The organism is Aliiroseovarius sp. M344 (genome assembly GCF_025140835.1).
In the GTDB taxonomy this organism is placed as follows: domain Bacteria; phylum Pseudomonadota; class Alphaproteobacteria; order Rhodobacterales; family Rhodobacteraceae; genus Aliiroseovarius.
Window position 1 is genome coordinate 1,824,059 of sequence record NZ_CP081153.1, and the last position, 16,472, is coordinate 1,840,530.

The 16,472-nt window shown below is 56.8% G+C and carries 19 protein-coding genes; 1 reads left to right on the top strand and 18 read right to left on the bottom strand.

Annotated elements, in window-relative coordinates; all coding sequences use genetic code 11:
• Positions 1 to 95: 95 nt before the first annotated feature.
• From K3556_RS08890 to K3556_RS08975, 18 genes are all read right to left on the bottom strand, one after another.
• Positions 96 to 863: an SDR family NAD(P)-dependent oxidoreductase gene (locus K3556_RS08890; protein ID WP_260516447.1), complete on the bottom strand. Its 768-nt coding sequence runs from the start codon at positions 861 to 863 to the stop codon at positions 96 to 98.
• An 81-nt stretch (positions 864 to 944) separates the two neighbouring features.
• Positions 945 to 2,726 carry a SulP family inorganic anion transporter gene (locus K3556_RS08895; RefSeq protein ID WP_260516448.1) on the bottom strand — a complete coding sequence of 594 codons (1,782 nt, stop codon included), beginning with the start codon at positions 2,724 to 2,726 and terminating at the stop codon, positions 945 to 947.
• Positions 2,727 to 2,768: 42 nt separating this feature from the next.
• The gene (locus K3556_RS08900; RefSeq protein WP_260516449.1) at positions 2,769 to 3,098 is read right to left on the bottom strand and encodes a TIGR01244 family sulfur transferase; all 330 of its coding nucleotides are present in this window, start codon (positions 3,096 to 3,098) and stop codon (positions 2,769 to 2,771) included.
• Between the two features lie 30 nt (positions 3,099 to 3,128).
• A complete protein-coding gene (locus tag K3556_RS08905) occupies positions 3,129 to 4,016 on the bottom strand; it encodes an MBL fold metallo-hydrolase (protein ID WP_260516450.1) in 888 nt (295 codons plus the stop codon).
• A gap of 47 nt (positions 4,017 to 4,063) precedes the next feature.
• Positions 4,064 to 4,507, bottom strand: coding sequence for a YeeE/YedE family protein (locus K3556_RS08910; protein WP_260516451.1), 444 nt, complete (start codon positions 4,505 to 4,507; stop codon positions 4,064 to 4,066).
• 12 nt (positions 4,508 to 4,519) lie between these two features.
• Positions 4,520 to 4,954, bottom strand: a complete 435-nt coding sequence (locus K3556_RS08915; protein ID WP_260516452.1) for a YeeE/YedE family protein — start codon at positions 4,952 to 4,954, stop codon at positions 4,520 to 4,522.
• A gap of 171 nt (positions 4,955 to 5,125) precedes the next feature.
• Positions 5,126 to 5,512, bottom strand: coding sequence for a DUF302 domain-containing protein (locus K3556_RS08920; protein ID WP_260519209.1), 387 nt, complete (start codon positions 5,510 to 5,512; stop codon positions 5,126 to 5,128).
• A 195-nt stretch (positions 5,513 to 5,707) separates the two neighbouring features.
• Positions 5,708 to 6,982, bottom strand: coding sequence for an NAD(P)/FAD-dependent oxidoreductase (locus K3556_RS08925; RefSeq protein WP_260516453.1), 1,275 nt, complete (start codon positions 6,980 to 6,982; stop codon positions 5,708 to 5,710).
• A gap of 74 nt (positions 6,983 to 7,056) precedes the next feature.
• Complete coding sequence (locus K3556_RS08930) at positions 7,057 to 7,767, bottom strand: c-type cytochrome (protein WP_260516454.1); 711 nt, start codon at positions 7,765 to 7,767, stop codon at positions 7,057 to 7,059.
• A 75-nt stretch (positions 7,768 to 7,842) separates the two neighbouring features.
• Positions 7,843 to 8,430, bottom strand: coding sequence for a thioredoxin family protein (locus tag K3556_RS08935; protein WP_260516455.1), 588 nt, complete (start codon positions 8,428 to 8,430; stop codon positions 7,843 to 7,845).
• 165 nt (positions 8,431 to 8,595) lie between these two features.
• The gene (locus K3556_RS08940; protein ID WP_260516456.1) at positions 8,596 to 9,654 is read right to left on the bottom strand and encodes a c-type cytochrome; all 1,059 of its coding nucleotides are present in this window, start codon (positions 9,652 to 9,654) and stop codon (positions 8,596 to 8,598) included.
• Entirely contained in the window at positions 9,638 to 10,918 is a 1,281-nt protein-coding gene (soxC, locus tag K3556_RS08945) for a sulfite dehydrogenase (RefSeq protein ID WP_260516457.1), read from the bottom strand. Before soxC ends, K3556_RS08940 begins: the two co-directional genes overlap by 17 nt.
• A 95-nt stretch (positions 10,919 to 11,013) precedes the next feature.
• Positions 11,014 to 12,711: a thiosulfohydrolase SoxB gene (gene soxB, locus K3556_RS08950; RefSeq protein ID WP_260516458.1), complete on the bottom strand. Its 1,698-nt coding sequence runs from the start codon at positions 12,709 to 12,711 to the stop codon at positions 11,014 to 11,016.
• A 110-nt stretch (positions 12,712 to 12,821) separates the two neighbouring features.
• Complete coding sequence (gene soxA / locus K3556_RS08955; RefSeq protein ID WP_260516459.1) at positions 12,822 to 13,673, bottom strand: sulfur oxidation c-type cytochrome SoxA; 852 nt, start codon at positions 13,671 to 13,673, stop codon at positions 12,822 to 12,824.
• Between the two features lie 27 nt (positions 13,674 to 13,700).
• A complete protein-coding gene (soxZ, locus tag K3556_RS08960; protein WP_260516460.1) occupies positions 13,701 to 14,030 on the bottom strand; it encodes a thiosulfate oxidation carrier complex protein SoxZ in 330 nt (109 codons plus the stop codon).
• A gap of 18 nt (positions 14,031 to 14,048) precedes the next feature.
• A complete protein-coding gene (gene soxY / locus K3556_RS08965) occupies positions 14,049 to 14,465 on the bottom strand; it encodes a thiosulfate oxidation carrier protein SoxY (RefSeq protein WP_260516461.1) in 417 nt (138 codons plus the stop codon).
• Between the two features lie 38 nt (positions 14,466 to 14,503).
• Complete coding sequence (gene soxX, locus K3556_RS08970; RefSeq protein WP_260516462.1) at positions 14,504 to 14,974, bottom strand: sulfur oxidation c-type cytochrome SoxX; 471 nt, start codon at positions 14,972 to 14,974, stop codon at positions 14,504 to 14,506.
• Between the two features lie 176 nt (positions 14,975 to 15,150).
• Positions 15,151 to 15,888 (bottom strand): cytochrome c biogenesis CcdA family protein, encoded by a 738-nt coding sequence (locus K3556_RS08975; protein ID WP_260516463.1) that lies wholly within the window; start codon positions 15,886 to 15,888, stop codon positions 15,151 to 15,153.
• A gap of 82 nt (positions 15,889 to 15,970) precedes the next feature.
• On the opposite strand from K3556_RS08975, the gene K3556_RS08980 reads away from it, so the two are divergent.
• Entirely contained in the window at positions 15,971 to 16,402 is a 432-nt protein-coding gene (locus tag K3556_RS08980; protein ID WP_260516464.1) for a hypothetical protein, read from the top strand.
• Positions 16,403 to 16,472: the final 70 nt, after the last annotated feature.

Consider the following 16,472-nt stretch of genomic DNA (forward strand, 5'->3'; position numbering starts at 1 on the left):
TATTTCAGTGTGCGTCAACATCGCGCGCTTCATAAGCCAACAATGCGACAGACGCTAGCGGCTTGACCCCCTGTGCCTGCATCAATGCTGGGATATTACCGCGGTGCCATTCGGATCGCGCCGTCCAGCCGGATCACTTCGCCGTTTAGCATGCTGTTTTCAACGATGTGGCGCACCATGGCAGCATATTCCGCGGGGTCGCCCAAACGTGACGGGAACGGAACCTGTGCGCCGAGGCTGTCTTGCACCTCTTGCGGGAGGCCTGCGACCATCGGCGTTTTGAAAATGCCCGGTGCGATGGTCATAACACGGATGCCGTCACGCATCAGGTCGCGCGCCATGGGCAGGGTCATGCCCACCACGCCCCCTTTTGACGCGGCATAGGCCAGTTGCCCGATTTGGCCGTCAAACGCAGCGATTGAGGCGGTGTTGATGATCACCCCGCGTTCACCGTCTGCCGTGACTGGGTCCATTGATGCCATGCCTGCCGCCGCCTGGCTGGCACAGTTAAACGTTCCGATCAGGTTCACGCTGATGGTCTTGGCGAAAATCGCAGGATCGTGCGGTTCGCCCTTCGACTGGGTTTTTGATGCGGGCGCAATGCCCGCGCAATTCACCATCACACGTTCTTGCCCAAGTGCTGTGCGCAATGCCTTGAACCCTTCAGCAACCGATGCGGGGTCAGAGACATCCACCTTGGCAAACGCGCCACCGATTTTTGCGGCCATCGCTTGGCCTGCGTCTTCGTTCAGGTCAAATATGCCCACTTTTGCGCCCGCATTGGCCAACGCTTCGGCCACAGCGCCGCCAAGTCCGGACGCCCCGCCAGTGACGGTGACAACGGTGTTTTCAGTGATCTGCATGGGGGACCCTCCGTGAACTGATTGTCAGGCCCTAGCAAGAATTGCACAAGCGTTCAATAAATCCCGGCGCGCGCCCCAAAGTTACGCAGCGTCGCCCTGCCCGTTACAGACGGGAACCGCCCCATCCACTGGCCCAAGTGCCTGCATGGCCGCAAATTGGGTCAGGTAGACGCAGCCCGACAGTTTTGACACGAAATCGGTCCGCATCAGGCGATCCATCACCGGGCCTTTGACCTCGGACAAGCTCAGAGTGATCCCGGCATCATCCAACTGGCGGTTCAGTTCTTCCAGCGTTTCCAGCGCGGACAGGTCAATCTCATTCACGGCCGAGCACATCAGCACGACATGTTTGAGCCCCCCTTTTGCAACGCGGGCCAGCAGATAATCCTCAATGAACCGCGCATTGGCGAAATAGAGGTTCTCATCCAGCCGCAGCGTTACAAGTTCCGGATGGGTCAACACCGCATGGCGGTTGATGTTGCGGAAATGCTGGGTGCCGGGGATCAACCCAACCTCGGCAATATGGGGCCGCGAGGTTTTGTACAGATACAGTACGATCGACAGCACAACGCCCGCTGACACACCGATTTCGACCCCGAAGCTGAGCGTCAGCAGAATGGTCGCCAGAACGGCGGTGAAATCAGCGCGGTGATAGGCCCAGGTGGCTTTCAGGATGTGGAAATCAACAAGGCTCAGCACGGCCACGATGATGGTGGCCGCCAACGTGGCCGTCGGCAGGAAGAACAGCAGTGGCGTTAAAAACAACGCCGCTGCGGCAATGCCGATGGCAGTAAAGGCGCCGGCTGCCGGTGTTTCTGCGCCAGCGTCAAAATTGACGACAGACCGCGCAAAGCCCCCGGTGACCGGATAGCCACCCGACATGGCCGCTGCGATGTTCGACGCACCCAGCCCGACAAGTTCCTGATCCGGCACGATGCGCTGACGCTTCTTGGCTGCCAGCGTTTGCGCGACAGAGATACTTTCGACAAACCCGATGATGGAAATCAGTAAGGCTGAGCCAAACAGGCTGGTCCAAAGGTCCGCATCGAAGCTGGGAAAAGTCAGCGGCGGCAGGCCTTGCGGCACATCGCCAACGATAGCGACACCTTTGGATTGCAGATCAAATCCCCAGCTGAGCAGTGTCGTGACCGCAACAGCCCCCACCGGTCCGGCTTTCGCCAGAACTTCCGCCAGGCGCGGGCCAAGGCCGAAGGAAAGCAGCAAGGGTTTCAATCCCTTACGCACCCAGAACAGAAACGCGACAGTGGCGACGCCGATGGCGAGGGTGATCAGATTTGTCTGCGACACATGCGCAAACAGCGATCCGAGCAGATCAAAAAGGGAATGCCCATGCGCGTCGATCCCAAGGATGTGTTTCAGCTGACTTGTGGCGATCAGAAGCCCGGACGCCGTGATAAAACCTGCAATCACCGGGTGGCTCAGGAAATTTGCCAGGAACCCTAGACGGAACATGCCCATGACCAGAAGGATCAGCCCCGACAGAAATGCCAGCGTGATCGCCGCCGCTGCGTATTCCGCCGGATTGTCCAAGCCAAGATTGCCCACAGCCGCCGCAGTCATCAAACTGACCACCGCAACCGGCCCCACAGCCAAGGCACGCGAGGTGCCGAAGATCGCATAGGCGACCAAAGGCAGGATCGAGGCGTAAAGCCCCATCTCGGCGGGCAGGCCCGCCAGCAGCGCATAGGCCAGCGATTGCGGGATCAACATGATCGTCACAATCACCGCCGCCACCAGATCCGAGGTCAGCGCCGTGTTGTCATAGCGCGATCCCCAGTCGAGAATTGGCAAATAGCGTCTAAGGGCAGCGCCGGACGCCACCGATCTTAGCTCGGGTTTCATGAGAGGTTTCCTAAATTATTCCAGAGGGTTGCCCCATCTAGTTTAAGCGTTGGCCTGCGCGGTCATCCAAAGGATTTCGCAGCGTGTGCCCGATCGACAATAGGCGAAAACGGGTCCGGGCGCGGAATCGACCACATGTCGAAATTCGTCCATCACTGCAAAGGCGTCTTCGCGGTTTGACATCGGCAAGAACGACGTGGTCAACCCAGCTGCCTGCGCCGCCGCGCTGATCTCGGCCCAGTTAGGCTGACCGGGTTCTTCCCCATCAGGGCGGTTGCACATCACCACAGTGAAGCCCGCCGCCTTAATCGCCGGAATATCATCCACGGTAATCTGTGGCGAGACCGTCACCCGGTCATCCAGTTTTCTCATTTGCATCAGTCTGCCTTTCCAAGCATCAATTCAAAGCGTGTTCACGGGCACTTTGAGGAACGTTTTACCGTCTTTGTCCGCAGGCGGCATGTCGCCCGCGCGCATATTAACCTGCAGCGACGGAATGATCAGCCGCGGCATGTCCAGCTGAGCGTCGCGTTCGGTGCGGAATTTCACGAATTCGTCTTTGGACTTGCCACCGCCCACATGAATGTTGTGCTCTTTCTCGTCCGCCACCGAGGTTTCCCACTGAATATCGCGTCCGTTCGGGCCGTAGTCGTGGCACATGAACAGCCGTGTCTCATCAGGCAGTGCCAACACCTTCTGGATCGAGTCATACAGCTCTCCTGCGTCCCCACCGGGGAAATCAGCGCGCGCAGATCCGCCATCCGGCATGAACAGCGTGTCGCCCACAAATCCAGCATTACCAATCACATGCACCATACAGGCGGGCGTGTGGCCCGGCGTGTGCATCACAAATGCCTCCATCGCGCCGATCTTGTAGGTGTCACCATCCTCAAACAGTCGGTCAAACTGGCTGCCGTCACGCTGGAATTCGGTGCCTTCGTTGAAGACTTTGCCGAACACCTCTTGCACGACGGTGATCTGGCTTCCAATGCCGATCTTGCCGCCCAGCTCTTGCTGGATATAAGGCGCAGCCGACAGGTGATCCGCGTGGACATGGGTTTCGATCAACCATTCCAGCTCAAGCCCCTCGGCTTTGATATAGGCGATGATCTCATCCGCATGATCATGGGTGATCCGGCCCGCGGCGTAATCAATGTCCATTACGCTGTCGATCACGGCACAGGCGTTCGATGCGGGATCTTTCACCACATATGAAATGGTATTCGAGTCTTCCTCAAAAAAGGCTTTCACCTCGGGTTTGAGGGCGGTGTTGACGGGATAGTCTTTCATGACGTGTCCTTTCCAGTCTGCGCGGGCGCGGTCAGCATGCCCAATGGTTAGTTTGCTTGCGCGAGGTCATTGCGACGCGCAGCGTTTGCAATCATCCAGCGGGCCAACAACATGCCCGCAATCAAAGCTGCGGTGAAAATCAGGACCGATGGGTTTCCGGTTGAAATGACGGGCAAAGAGGCGCCCGGGCAAAATCCTGCAAGTCCCCAGCCAATGCCAAAGGTGAACGAGCCCAAAACCAGTTTGCGATCAATCAGCCGGGTGCCCGGCAGCTTAAAGCTTTCGGCAAAGGCCGGTTTTTCTCGTTTCAGCACAAGCGCATAGCCCGGTGCCGCTACCAAAAGGGCAGCGCCCATAACGAAGGCAAGGCTTGGATCCCAAGATCCGAAGACGTCAAAAAAGTTCAGCACCTTGGCAGGGTTTGCCATGCCAGAGATTGAGATCCCAAGGCCAAAAACCAGGCCCGCCAAATATGTCAGGAAAAGTTTCATCTGTTGTTCTCCTCACAAACCAAAGACGTGGCGGGTCAGATAGACCATGATCGCCGTGCCAGCCATAAAGGTCAGGGTTGCCACGATCGAGCGCGGTGAAAACCGGGCCATGCCGCAAACCCCATGTCCTGACGTGCAGCCGGACCCATAGGTCACACCGACCCCAACGATCAATCCACCCACGACCATCGACAGCGTCGACACAGGCACCTGAATTTCAGGAAAACCACCGGTCAGTGAAAGATAAATGAGTGGTCCCGTCAGCATGCCCGCCAAGATCGCGGCCCGCCACGACCAATCGGTCGAGCTGCTGGGCTGCAAAAAGCCCGCAAGGATACCCGTCGCGCCAAACACGTTGCCGCGCAGCCACATCAGGAACACAGAGGCCAAGCCAATCAGTGCGCCGCCGAGGGCGGATGCCAGAGGTGTAAATTCGGTTTCGATCATGTCTTGCCTCACCAAGTTTTCGTTCGCATTGCTAAATTAGTGTGGGTCACGCGCTGCTACAAGACTTACATTCATTTTTTTGAATGTTTTTTGTTTGGCCGTAACGTCACGAAAAACCCCGCCTGCCATTCGGGCACGCGGGGTATGATTTTACAAGGGTGTCTGCATCGCCTAGTCCGCGACAGCCTCTTTCACAATCTCGTCCAGAAGGGCCTGAACCTTTTGCATGTCTCCGTCAGGATATTTGCGATACCCGACGCGGACATCGCCCTCGGTGTCGGTCACAAAAATACCGTAGGGGCAGAAGGCGATATTCATCGGGTCGGCCTCCATCACCTCGCGGCTGGTTTGCGCCGAGCAGAACAGGAAAATGTCTGCGCCATCAAAGATCGTCACATCCGAGCCCACATCGGCCTTCGTGCGCTCCATCATGTCGCCGGTGTGGCTGACATAGTCGATGACCAGCCCTTTGCCGACAATGGCAGATTCGACCGCGAAGGTCGCGTCATCGAAGGCACCATCAAAAGCATAAGTGATGGCCTGATCAGTTTCCTGCATGCCGTGGCCATCAGCAAAGGCGGGTGCTGCTAACAGGGTGGCGCTGGCAAGCGCCACAGAAAGTGTCTTGCGCATGTCTATTCCTCCAAAAATGAGGGCCGTTCGCGCAAAGCCCCAGACATATGACGGGGTCCGAGAAACCGGACCCCGCTATCACGTTTATCATATTCGACCTGCCGAATATTTACAACTAAATCAGCCAAACATGTCGGAGGTTATTCCGGCATACCAGCCGATGCTTTCCTCGTAAGTAGCCTTACGCAATTCGGCATCCTCGCCGGTCTGGCTGATAAACCCGTCCACCTTGGCGATCTTTTCGTCGGTGGCCTCATAACTCGCGCCCACTTTCACGCCATCATCACTGTCAATCAGCGACCAGCAGGTGTTGGTGAACTTTGCCGGAAACAGCTTCGACCCGGTCAGCGCAGAGCGCACCGCCATTGCCGCGACTTTGGCCTGACTGTTGGCGGCAAAACCAGATTTCGGCATGTCGCCCTGATGACTTGCATCGCCCAGAACATGGATGTTTTCGTCCATGCGGCTTTGCATCGTGTGCGGGTTTACCGGCGCCCAGTTGCCGTCCGTGATGCCTGCTAACTCACAAATACGCCCCGCCTTCATCGCCGGAATAACGTTGCACACATCAACTTTGGTTTCTTCGCCATCAATGGTCAGAGTCATCGCGTCGGGATTGACCGACACGTTGTCGCCCCCAAAATCAGGGCCAATCCAGTCGATCATCCCATCGTAATGACGCCCCCAGCCTTCCTGAAACAGCGCCATTTTCGAGAACTTGTCTTTAGGGTCGGCAATGATGATCTTGGCCGTCGGGTTCTTCGCTTTCAGAATATGCGCCACCATCGAAATCCGCTCATATGGCCCCGGCGGGCAGCGGAACGGGTTTGGTGGGGCAACCATAGCGAAGGTGCCACCTTCCGGCATCGCCTCGATCTGCGCTTTCAGCAATTCGGACTGCGACCCGGCCTTATAGGCGTGAGGCATGGCGTTCTGGTGGGAAATATCCCAGCCTTCGACCGCGCCGTCGACGAAATCAATGCCAGGTGACAGGATCAAGCGGTCATAAGACAATGTCCCCCCCCCAGCCAAAGTGACCGTGCGCGCGTCGCGGTCGATACTCACCGCCCAGTCATGCACGACGTTCACACCATATTCAGATGCCAGCGTGCCGTAACTGTGCGAGATCGAGCTGAGGTCACGGAACCCCGCCATATAAAGGTTCGAGAAGAAGCAAGTGTAGTAGCTGCGCGTCGGTTCGACCAACGTCACGTCGATCTCGCCCTTGCTATCTTTGGCGATATAACGTGCAGCGGTTGCGCCACCCGCCCCGCCCCCAATCACAACAACCTTGGGTTTGCCATGGTTTGACGCATGCGCCATTGGTGCAGACAGGGTCGCGGCAGCCGCGCCGGCCGCAGCTCCGCCCATGAAAAGACGTCTGTTCAGTTTCATACAATTTCCTCCCGGTTTGGTGCGATAACCGCGCGCACCGTTCGCGCTTGGCAGACCCGTCCGGGGCCGCCCGCTTATGGCCCGGCCGCCTCGAAATAGGCGGCAAGGGCGGCAATCTCGTCATTTGACAGGCGACCCGCCATCATTTGCATCACGGGATGCGGGCGAAACTTGTCTTTGTAGGCATGCATTGCGACCACGAAATCCTCAGCCGGCCAACCGACAATGGCCGGGATGCCGTCATAGTCGCCATCAAGCTGGTGACAGGTCGAACATTCCGACGACAGGTATTCGCCATATTCCGGGTCGCCCTGAATGGCGAGGATCGCGGCATCGACCGCGTGATCCGTTCCCGACGCGGTTGGCGCAGCTTCGGGGATATTGCCCGGATCATCCGAGTACCGGCGCAAAAATGCCAGCAAATCAGCGCGTTGCCCGGCGTCTTTCAACCCCTTATAGGCCATTCGGGTGTCAGATGCGAAAGCTTTTGGGTTTTCGACATAGCGGTCAAGCAGATCGAAATCCCAGACCAACCCGTCCTTGCCCATGCGGGTCAGACCTTTGGAGTAGTTAAAGCCGTCGACCCCTGCCGCACGTCGCCCAAAAACAAAGTTCAGATGTGGACCGACCCTGCTCTTTGCACCTTTTCCGACCGAATGGCAGCTTGAGCATTCGTCGAACACCGCCTCACCCTTCTCGGCATCTCCGATTTCATTGGAAAACGCCGGCGAAGCGGCGAGGAGCACGACTGTGAGGGCAAGCTTGAAGTGTCGAATCCGTCTCATGGCAAAAGGCTAACGCGTTAACTTAACCCACTCAATAATTTTCATATCAGAATGATTGCATTTAGAGTGCAACTATCACCAAACATCCGGCGTTTCGCCTTTTTCATCCATCTGCTGGAACACATCCTGAAGATAGCGTTGGAAAACCTGTTTCTGATAAACATCCGAGGTGACGTATTCCAATGATTTCAGGAAGTGAAAGGGTTTGAAATAGCCGGGCATGCGGAACGCCTCAGCTGCCCGAGCCGTACTGGTATCTGGAGCATCCGCGGGAAAAATCACCACAGTCGGAGTGAAATTCACCCCCCATTTGACCGCAAGATCACGTTCTTCCATGGCCTCACCGTCGAAATCAACCACCTCGCGCGCGCCGAACAGGTTCAGTTGCACCACCATGAAGTTTTCGGTCAGGTGATTTACAATTTGCTCGCGCGCAAAGTTAACCTCGTGCAGCTCACGGCAATAGGGGCAGCCTTGCTGCTCGATCAGGATCAAAAGGTCTTTGCCCTCGCCGCCCGCTTCCGCCAGATCATCGGCCATTTCAAGAAAGCTGTCGGTAAACCACGGTTGCTTGTGTAGACCGTCATCCCCTAGCTCAGCCGCCGTCGCATGTGTCGTGAAGGTGAAGCAGATAACACTAAGAAATACAGAAAGAAAACGCATTGAAACCTCCCATGATCTCGTCGCGGTCGGGAGCGGTCTGGCCCCTGAATCCACATCAACTCATTTGGTGAAATCTTATCACAACTTGCCCCGCCCACCAAATATCCCGAACAAAAAAGGGCGCCGTTGGAAACCAACAGCGCCCAGGTCGGGGTATGAACAAGTTTACTGGCTGTGGGATTTCAGAAATTCGAGGATCGCCTCGATATCTGCGTCCTTTTTCAGCCCGGCGAAGGTCATCTTGTTGCCCTTCAGGTATTTGCGCGGGTTGGCCAGATAGCCCGAAAGCGTTTCTGTGTCCCAGGCCAACCCGCCTTCACCGGCCGCCATCATCGGCTTGGAGTATTTGAAGCCGTCAACAGTGCCAGCGGTTCGACCCCAGACGCCATTCAGCATGGGTCCAACGCCGTTTTTCGCGCCGTCGCCAATCTTGTGGCAGGCTTTGCATTTCTTGAACACTTTCTCGCCCGCTGCGGCGAGGTCTGCATCGAAGGCAGCGGCAACAGGTGCGGCTGCTTCCGCGGCAGGTGCTGCGGCGTCTTCTGTCGGGGCTTCGGGGGCCGGAGCGGCCGTTATCACTTCATCCGCCTCGGCGCCCGCGTTTGGATCGCCCTTGAAGACCACGTTGCGCGTGATTTCAACCGGACCTGTTTTGCAATCGCTCATGCAGCGGTTGGTGAACACGCCGTATTCAGTTTCAGCACGATCGTCGACAATGAACCCGTTTGCATTCGGCATTTCGACGTCCAAGAATGTCTCTTTGGACAACTCAAAGTCTTCATCAACCAGATCGTTCGAATACAGAATATAGGCCACAATCGCATAGACATCATCGTTGGACAGCGTCTGCGCCCCGCCAAATGGCATCGAGCGCCGCACATAGTCGAACGTGGTCGACAGATAGGGCCAATAAGACCCTACAGTTTTCAACGGGTCGGTATGGTCAAGCGTATCCGCGCCACCAGCGAGCTTCGGCCAATTGCCGACACCTTCGGCAAAATCGCCGTGGCATGAGGCACAGTTATCGGCAAAAACCTCTTCGCCGGTCAGCACGTCTCCCGCGCCCTCTGGCAAGTTTGAGCCGTCAGGGAAAACATCCAGATCCCAGGCCGCAACCTCATCCGCCGTGGCCGCGCGACCCAGACCCAGCTTTTCAGCCATCGCGGGGGCGGCTGTCAGGGTGGCGATGGCTGTTGCCATCAGAAATTTAGGAAACTTCGACATTGTTCGCCTCCCCACTCGCATTGACATGCCATGTCTGAATGCCGTTGTTGTGATAGATTGAGTTCAGGCCACGCACCTCGCGCAACTGCGTTTTGGTGGGCTGGACATAGCCCGTGTCGTCCGTCGCGCGCGCTTGCAGGAACATTTCGGACCCATCCCAGTCGATATCCAGATAGAAGCGGCTCAGCGCCATCTTCTTACCGGGTTCCGCCAGACGCGCCTCTTGCCACGTGACACCGCCATCCAGCGACACATCGACAGCCGCGATGGCCCCATTCCCAGACCATGCCAGCCCGGTGATAACCAGCGGGCCTTTTCCGTGAGTGATGGGCATTTGTGGGCTGGGGCTGGTGATGATCGACTTGGCATCCATCGTCCAAGTCCACTTGCGCGATGTACCATCGGCCAGTGTATCGGTGTATTTCGATGTCTCTTCGCGGCTTTCCACAGGCGCGTCCATCACCTCGATGCGGCGCAGCCATTTGACCCACATGTTGCCTTCCCATCCGGGCACAACCAGACGGACCGGATAACCATGCTCCATCCGAAGCGCTTCACCATTTGCTTTGAACGCGACCACGCAGTCGTCCAGCGCTTTTTCCATTGGGATGGACCGCCCGTTTGACGAAGCATCGGCCCCTTCAACATAGACCCACTTGTCCGCAAGATCGCCCGCGGCGTCCAGACCAGCCTCTTCCAGCAGGGTGCGCAGGGTTACGCCGGTATATTCCATATTGTGGATCATGCCGTGGGTGTATTGCGCGCCGTTCAGTTGAGCGCCCGCCCATTCCATGCCGGTGTTGGCCGCGCATTCCAGGAAAAAGGTCTGCTGAACACGCGGGAAACGCTCAAGGTCTTCGTAAGAAAACACGAGCGGCGTATCGACCAGCCCGTTGATCATCAGGCGATAATCTTCTTTTTTCAGCGTGATCGCACCCGAGTGATGGCGTTCAAACGCACAGCCCTGCGGGGTGATCGTCCCATCCAGCGCATGGATCGGCGTAAAGTTGATCGAACTGATCGTGTCCGCTGTCAGCCATTCCACAGTGCGACGGACCACGTCGTCTTCAAATTCAATCGGCAGACCGTATGGCGTCGCATCCACGCCGTCGCCCAGACCGGTGGCCCAATCCTGAACCTCGGTGATCAACGGATCGCCTTCCGCACGCGCTGCACCTGCCGCGCCAAGCGCAGCCCCGGTGGCGGCGGCCCCTTTCAGGAACGCGCGGCGGGATGCGCCTGTTTTTGTAGAGCTGTCACTCATTTGGCATCTCTCCTCTAGTATCTCAACATTCGCCTATGTGCATAGATAGGCTTGAAAAAATGGCCCGGAGCCGCAGGACTCCGGGCCGAAACGTGTCAGATTCCCGTCACTGTGACCGACGTGTTCGGATCCAGTTTGATGGTGCCCTGCTTCTTGATGTGGCTTTCGACAACGTCCCAGATTTGCGGGCCTTCGGTGCCTTCGTTCACGGATGCCCAACCGGCGACCACATAGGTCTTGGCCGGATCGATTGCCTCGCCTGTTTTCAACAATGTCATCTCGGTGATCCGGTCGCCCTGCGGCTTGGTCACGTCGATGCGATAGCCCATGCCACCGATGCGCACCATATCTCCGCCCTGCTGGTAATAGGGATCGGGATTGAACAGGTTGTCGGCCACATCCTCAAGGATGGTGTGGATGAACTCGCCGGTCATCTCGGACCGATAGGCCTTGCCATAGGACATCGAGGTCACGTTCCAGATGTCTTCGCGCGTGATCTCCTGCCCCGGCAGGATCGACGGCCCCCAACGCACACCCGGTGACATGGCGATGTCAGCCTCGCGTTCGTTGATCAGCGCGTCGCAGATCAGATCATCCCACGACCCATTGAAATTGCCGCGACGATAAAGAAGCGTGTCGGTGGTGCCGATTACCTCTTCCAGTTCGGCCTTATAAGGCGCGCGTTGTTCGTCAATCAGCTGCGTAATGGTCGCATCTGGCGTGATCACGTCCGCAAAGATCGGAATCAGCTTGTGGCGTATGCCCATCATTTTGCCATCGCGCACATCCAGATCGACGCGGCTGACAAACTTGGAGTTGGACCCTGAGGCAATGATGAACGTCTGTTCCACCTGCACCGGTTCAGGCAGCGCATCATGGGTGTGACCCGACAAGATAACGTCGATGCCGGTGACTTTGCTGGCCATCTTCTTGTCCACGTCAAAGCCGTTATGGCTGAGCACCACAACCAGTTCAGCGCCGGCGGCGCGCACTTCGTCCACCATCGCTTGCATGTTTTCGTCGCGAATACCAAACGAGTATTCCGGGAACATCCAACCGGGGTTGGCAATCGGCATATAGGGGAACGCTTGGCCGATCACCGCGACCTTTACACCACCGCGTTCGAAGAACTTGTATGGTTTGAACAATTCGGCAGGCTCGTCCCACTCTGCGTCAAAGATGTTCTGACCCAAGGCGGCAAAGGGCAATCCCTCGACAATCTCATTCACCCGCTCTGATCCCAGCGTGAATTCCCAGTGGAAAGTCATTGCGTCGGGCTTCAGCGCGTTCATCACATTGACCACGTCCTGTCCTTGCGTGTGGTGGCAAGTGTAGGATCCGTGCCATGTGTCGCCGCCATCCAGAAGCAGCGCATCGGGACGTTCTGCCCGAATGGCATTCACAACGGTGGCCACGCGGTCCATCCCGCCAACCCGGCCATAAGTCTGTGCCAAGGCGGAGAAATCGTTATAGGTCAAGGCATAAGCCGATGGCGACCCATCTTCGATCCCGTAAGCTTTGCGGAAATCGGCACCGGTGACATGTGGCATTTGCCCCTTGGCAGCACCAACACCCAGATTGATCTCGGGCTCGCGGAAAAAAATCGGTTTCAGTTGCGCATGAATGTCCGTGATATGAATCAGGCTCACATTCCCGAACGTGTCAAACTTCAGAAGATCGTCTTGTGTCAACGCCTGCTGTGCGGCCAGTCGCGCCCAGTTGCCGAAGCCCGAAGCGCCATACAAAGCCGACGCTGCCATCGAGACCTGAAGAAAATCACGGCGAGAGATCATGAGAGGTTTCCCTTTTCCATCAAAGCCCCAACGCGCGGTATTCATGCGGAGGTTTGAATGTGTTCACATAAAGAAACCCCGCCCGGCTGGAACCGAACGGGGCGATTGATTTAGTTGCGGACCGACGGACCTTCGACCGACAGACCGTTTCCGCGTGAGGCGACATAAAGCTCAAGCGCCACAAACTCGGGAGAGCCGGGGTTGAACGTCGCAGCACGGGTGTCACGAATACAGCCTTTGAACCGCGAATGAGAGCCGTTCAACTTGGTGTTTTTCAGACGATAGGTTGGAAACCCGTTGATCTGGCCTTGGCTCAGGTGATCGGCGCGGATCATGTTGCCATAGTTGGCCTCATGACAATTGGCGCAGCTCAGCTCAAGCTGACCATAGCGGGTATAGTAGATCTCTTTACCCTGCTCCCACGTGGACTGCGCCGGGCCGTCAATGGCAACGTTGACAGGCATGCCGCGCGACACGGATGCCAAAAGCGCCTCAACGTCGATCGCGTCGCTTTTGTCATATCCCCAAGCTTCTGCACCCATACGGTTTTCGCGGCAGTCGTTCATCTGCATTTGCAGAGTGCGAACTTCGCCCGCTTCTTCGTTCCACTTCGGATATACTGCCTTAACGCCTGCCATTTCCTCGGCTTCGCCGTGACAATCCGCACAGGATTTACCTTCGGTTCCATCTGCGGTCGCCCAAATCTCCGCACCGTTCTCGACACCCAACATTCCCGGGTTGTCGAAATCATCCATCTGCATGGTCTGGGTCTGGTCAGAGCGGAAACGCCAGCCTGACATGACTTCGTCCAGCGCATCAGACAGATGCGCCGGTGCGGCCGTCTTGGTGACGATTTGGATATCACCATTGACGATAAGTTCGGCGTTTTCATCGGCTGTGGCAACCGCCGCCCCGGTGAACGAGGCAGCGACCAAAGCTGTAATGCCGTAAAGTTTCTTCATTATATTTATTCCTCCCTTACGCCGCGCTTAGCCGACCGCGATCGGCTTCGACTCTTCATAAACAGAGCCATCGTCGTCATACCAAGTGAATTTGAATTCGCCCGCTTCATCAACTTTGGCGTCAAATTCAAGATATGGATTGGTCGAGATTGCGGGCTCCAGCGTGACGTCAATCACCATTTTGCCGTTCAACTCGCAAGTGAAGCGGTTGATGATCGAACGCGGGATCAAATTGCCGTCGCCGTCTTTACGCTGGCCTGATTCCATCTTGTGGCTGATCAGGGTCTTCAATGTCACCACCTCACCGGCACTTGCCGATTTCGGGACTTTCACGCGGGGTTTTACACCGTCTGCCATGTCTTCAAGCTCCTCTAATTAGCCGCCGCAGCCGCCGATGGTGACTTTTACCGTCGACGACGCTTTCACAAAGCTGCCATCGGCCATTTTCGCAATGGCAATCACGTCCTGCGTGCCTGCCAGTCGCATCCGGGTCGAGGCTGCCTGACTGCCAGCCGCTTCGCCGAAGTTGAATTGCGCCACGCCAGGTGTCGGGTTGCCCGCTGCAAGCAGCAGGATTGAAACCGCGCCAGGCGCGTCGACAGAAACGGGAACAGTGTTGCCGTTTTCTGCAATTTCAGGGGCTGTTAGCGTGATCCCGCCTTCGCCCGCATCTGCCCCACCAGTAAAGGCGGCAATCGCGTCGTCCGCAGCAGCGGCCGCACGCATTGGCAACATGGCGACGGCGGTTGCGCCGAGACCGAGTGCCAGAGCTTCACGTCGTGTGAATTTCATCTGTGTCTCCTATAGAAAGGTTTTGCCGACCCGACCGCTTATTTCAGCGTCATCAGATAGGCGACAACATCTTCGATCTGCTGCGCTGACAGCAGGGGTTCAACATCGCCCTCGTGTGCTTTGCCGGTATAGGCGTTGCCCAGACGCGTGAAACCGTCGGTCTTGTAGAAAGACGGCATCATCGATTCCTCGAACGTCATCTTGGCGTTGGCCACGATACCGCGCAGTTCCGCTTCGCTCCAACGGTCACCAGCACCATCCAGCAGCGGGCCGACTTCACCATGAAACGGCGCTTTGGCCAGATCAGTAACTTCGTGACAGGCAATGCAATTGCCCTGTGATTTCGTCGATACAATTTTGGCGCCTTCCATCGGGTCACCAGCGACACCTGTCAAAGACTGGGCAACCGCCCCTTCTTCAAACAAAACATCTGCAGGCGACACCGTTTCGGCGTTTGCCATTCCAAGCCCAGCAAGCAGGGCGACAAGCGTGATCGTTGTCCGCTTCATGATACCTCCCATAACCGTTGTGTGCACAACTGTGTGCCAAACTAACATGCGAAGTAAATTCCGCAACATCAAATTCTAATTTTTGAATTTTTCGCAGGTGCAGCGAAACAGATTGGCCAAACACCTGCCCTCGAATACCGCCTAATCACCTGTTATTTTTATGATAAATTGGATTCTTAGCCAAGATTACTGAACCACGGCATCCAATCCAGCATGAATTGCCCAATCGCATTCACGCTATTTGTAGCGATCAAAATCGCAAAGACGATCAACATCACGCCCATGGTCCGCTCGACCCAGGGAAGGTATTTTCGGTTGCGCCCGGCCCAGGCCAGAAACGGTCGCGCAAACAGGGCCGCAATCACGAATGGGGTGGTCATCGCCAAGCCATAGACCGCCAGCAAAAGCGCACCGCGCGACAGATCCCCCATGCCGGAGGCGATCATGAGAATCGACGCCAAGGCCGGCCCGACGCAAGGTGTCCAGCCAAACCCAAACGCGAGCCCCATCAGATAGGCCCCCATGATTGTGCTGGGCGCGGCCTTACTTTCCAGCCGCGCCTCACGATACAGGAAGGGTATTTTCACAATGCCAAGGAAATGCAGCCCGAAGGCCAGCAGAATCGCCGCCCCTAGATAACTGAGTGTCTCTTTGTACCGCGCGAAGGCAGACCCCAACGCCGTTGCCCCAAGGCCGAGCAGAATGAAAATTGTCGTCACACCAAACGCAAAAGCGACCGCCGACACCACAAGGCGGCGCTGTGCCCCTTGGCTGATCCGCCCCTCGCCCGTCAGTTCGTTCATCGAGATACCGGCCATATAGCACAGGTAGAAAGGGACCATCGGCAGGATGCAGGGCGTGAAGAAAGACAGGAGGCCCGCGAGCGCAGCGCCTGCAAAAGAGATGTCGAGCATCGGCGTTCCTTGAAATCAGTACATATTCAAATTAAGTGTTCTATGGAAACTAGGTCAACCATTTACCCTGTCGGAATACATCATGTCGCTATTGCGTGCCGTCTTGGCAGCTTTCTTTCTGGGGTTATTCGCAACCACTGCGTCCGCTGCCGAATTGGTGATGGTCGAAGAGCCGGGCTGCCCATGGTGCGCCAAGTGGGAGCGCGAACTGGGTGCGATCTATCCGAAGACACCGGAGGGCCAGTTTGCGCCGCTGCGCAAAGTGCAGCTGCATGAACTTCGTCGCAACAGCGATCCGGCTGAACTGGGTTTTGCATTGGACCGACCTGTGACCTTCACGCCGACATTCCTGTTGATCGAAAACGGGATCGAGGTCGCCCGCCTGCAAGGCTATCCGGGCGAAGATTTCTTCTGGGGCTTGCTTGAGCAAATGTTGACAGAAAAGACAAACTATCTGGCCCCAACAACACCCGACACCAGCACTCTGCCAGCAGCGGAACAGGTTACCAACTGATCACCTGTTGCCCTATATGCTCAACTGCGATTGGTATATCGGCTGTTCCTGCGTCAAGATTGCAATAAAC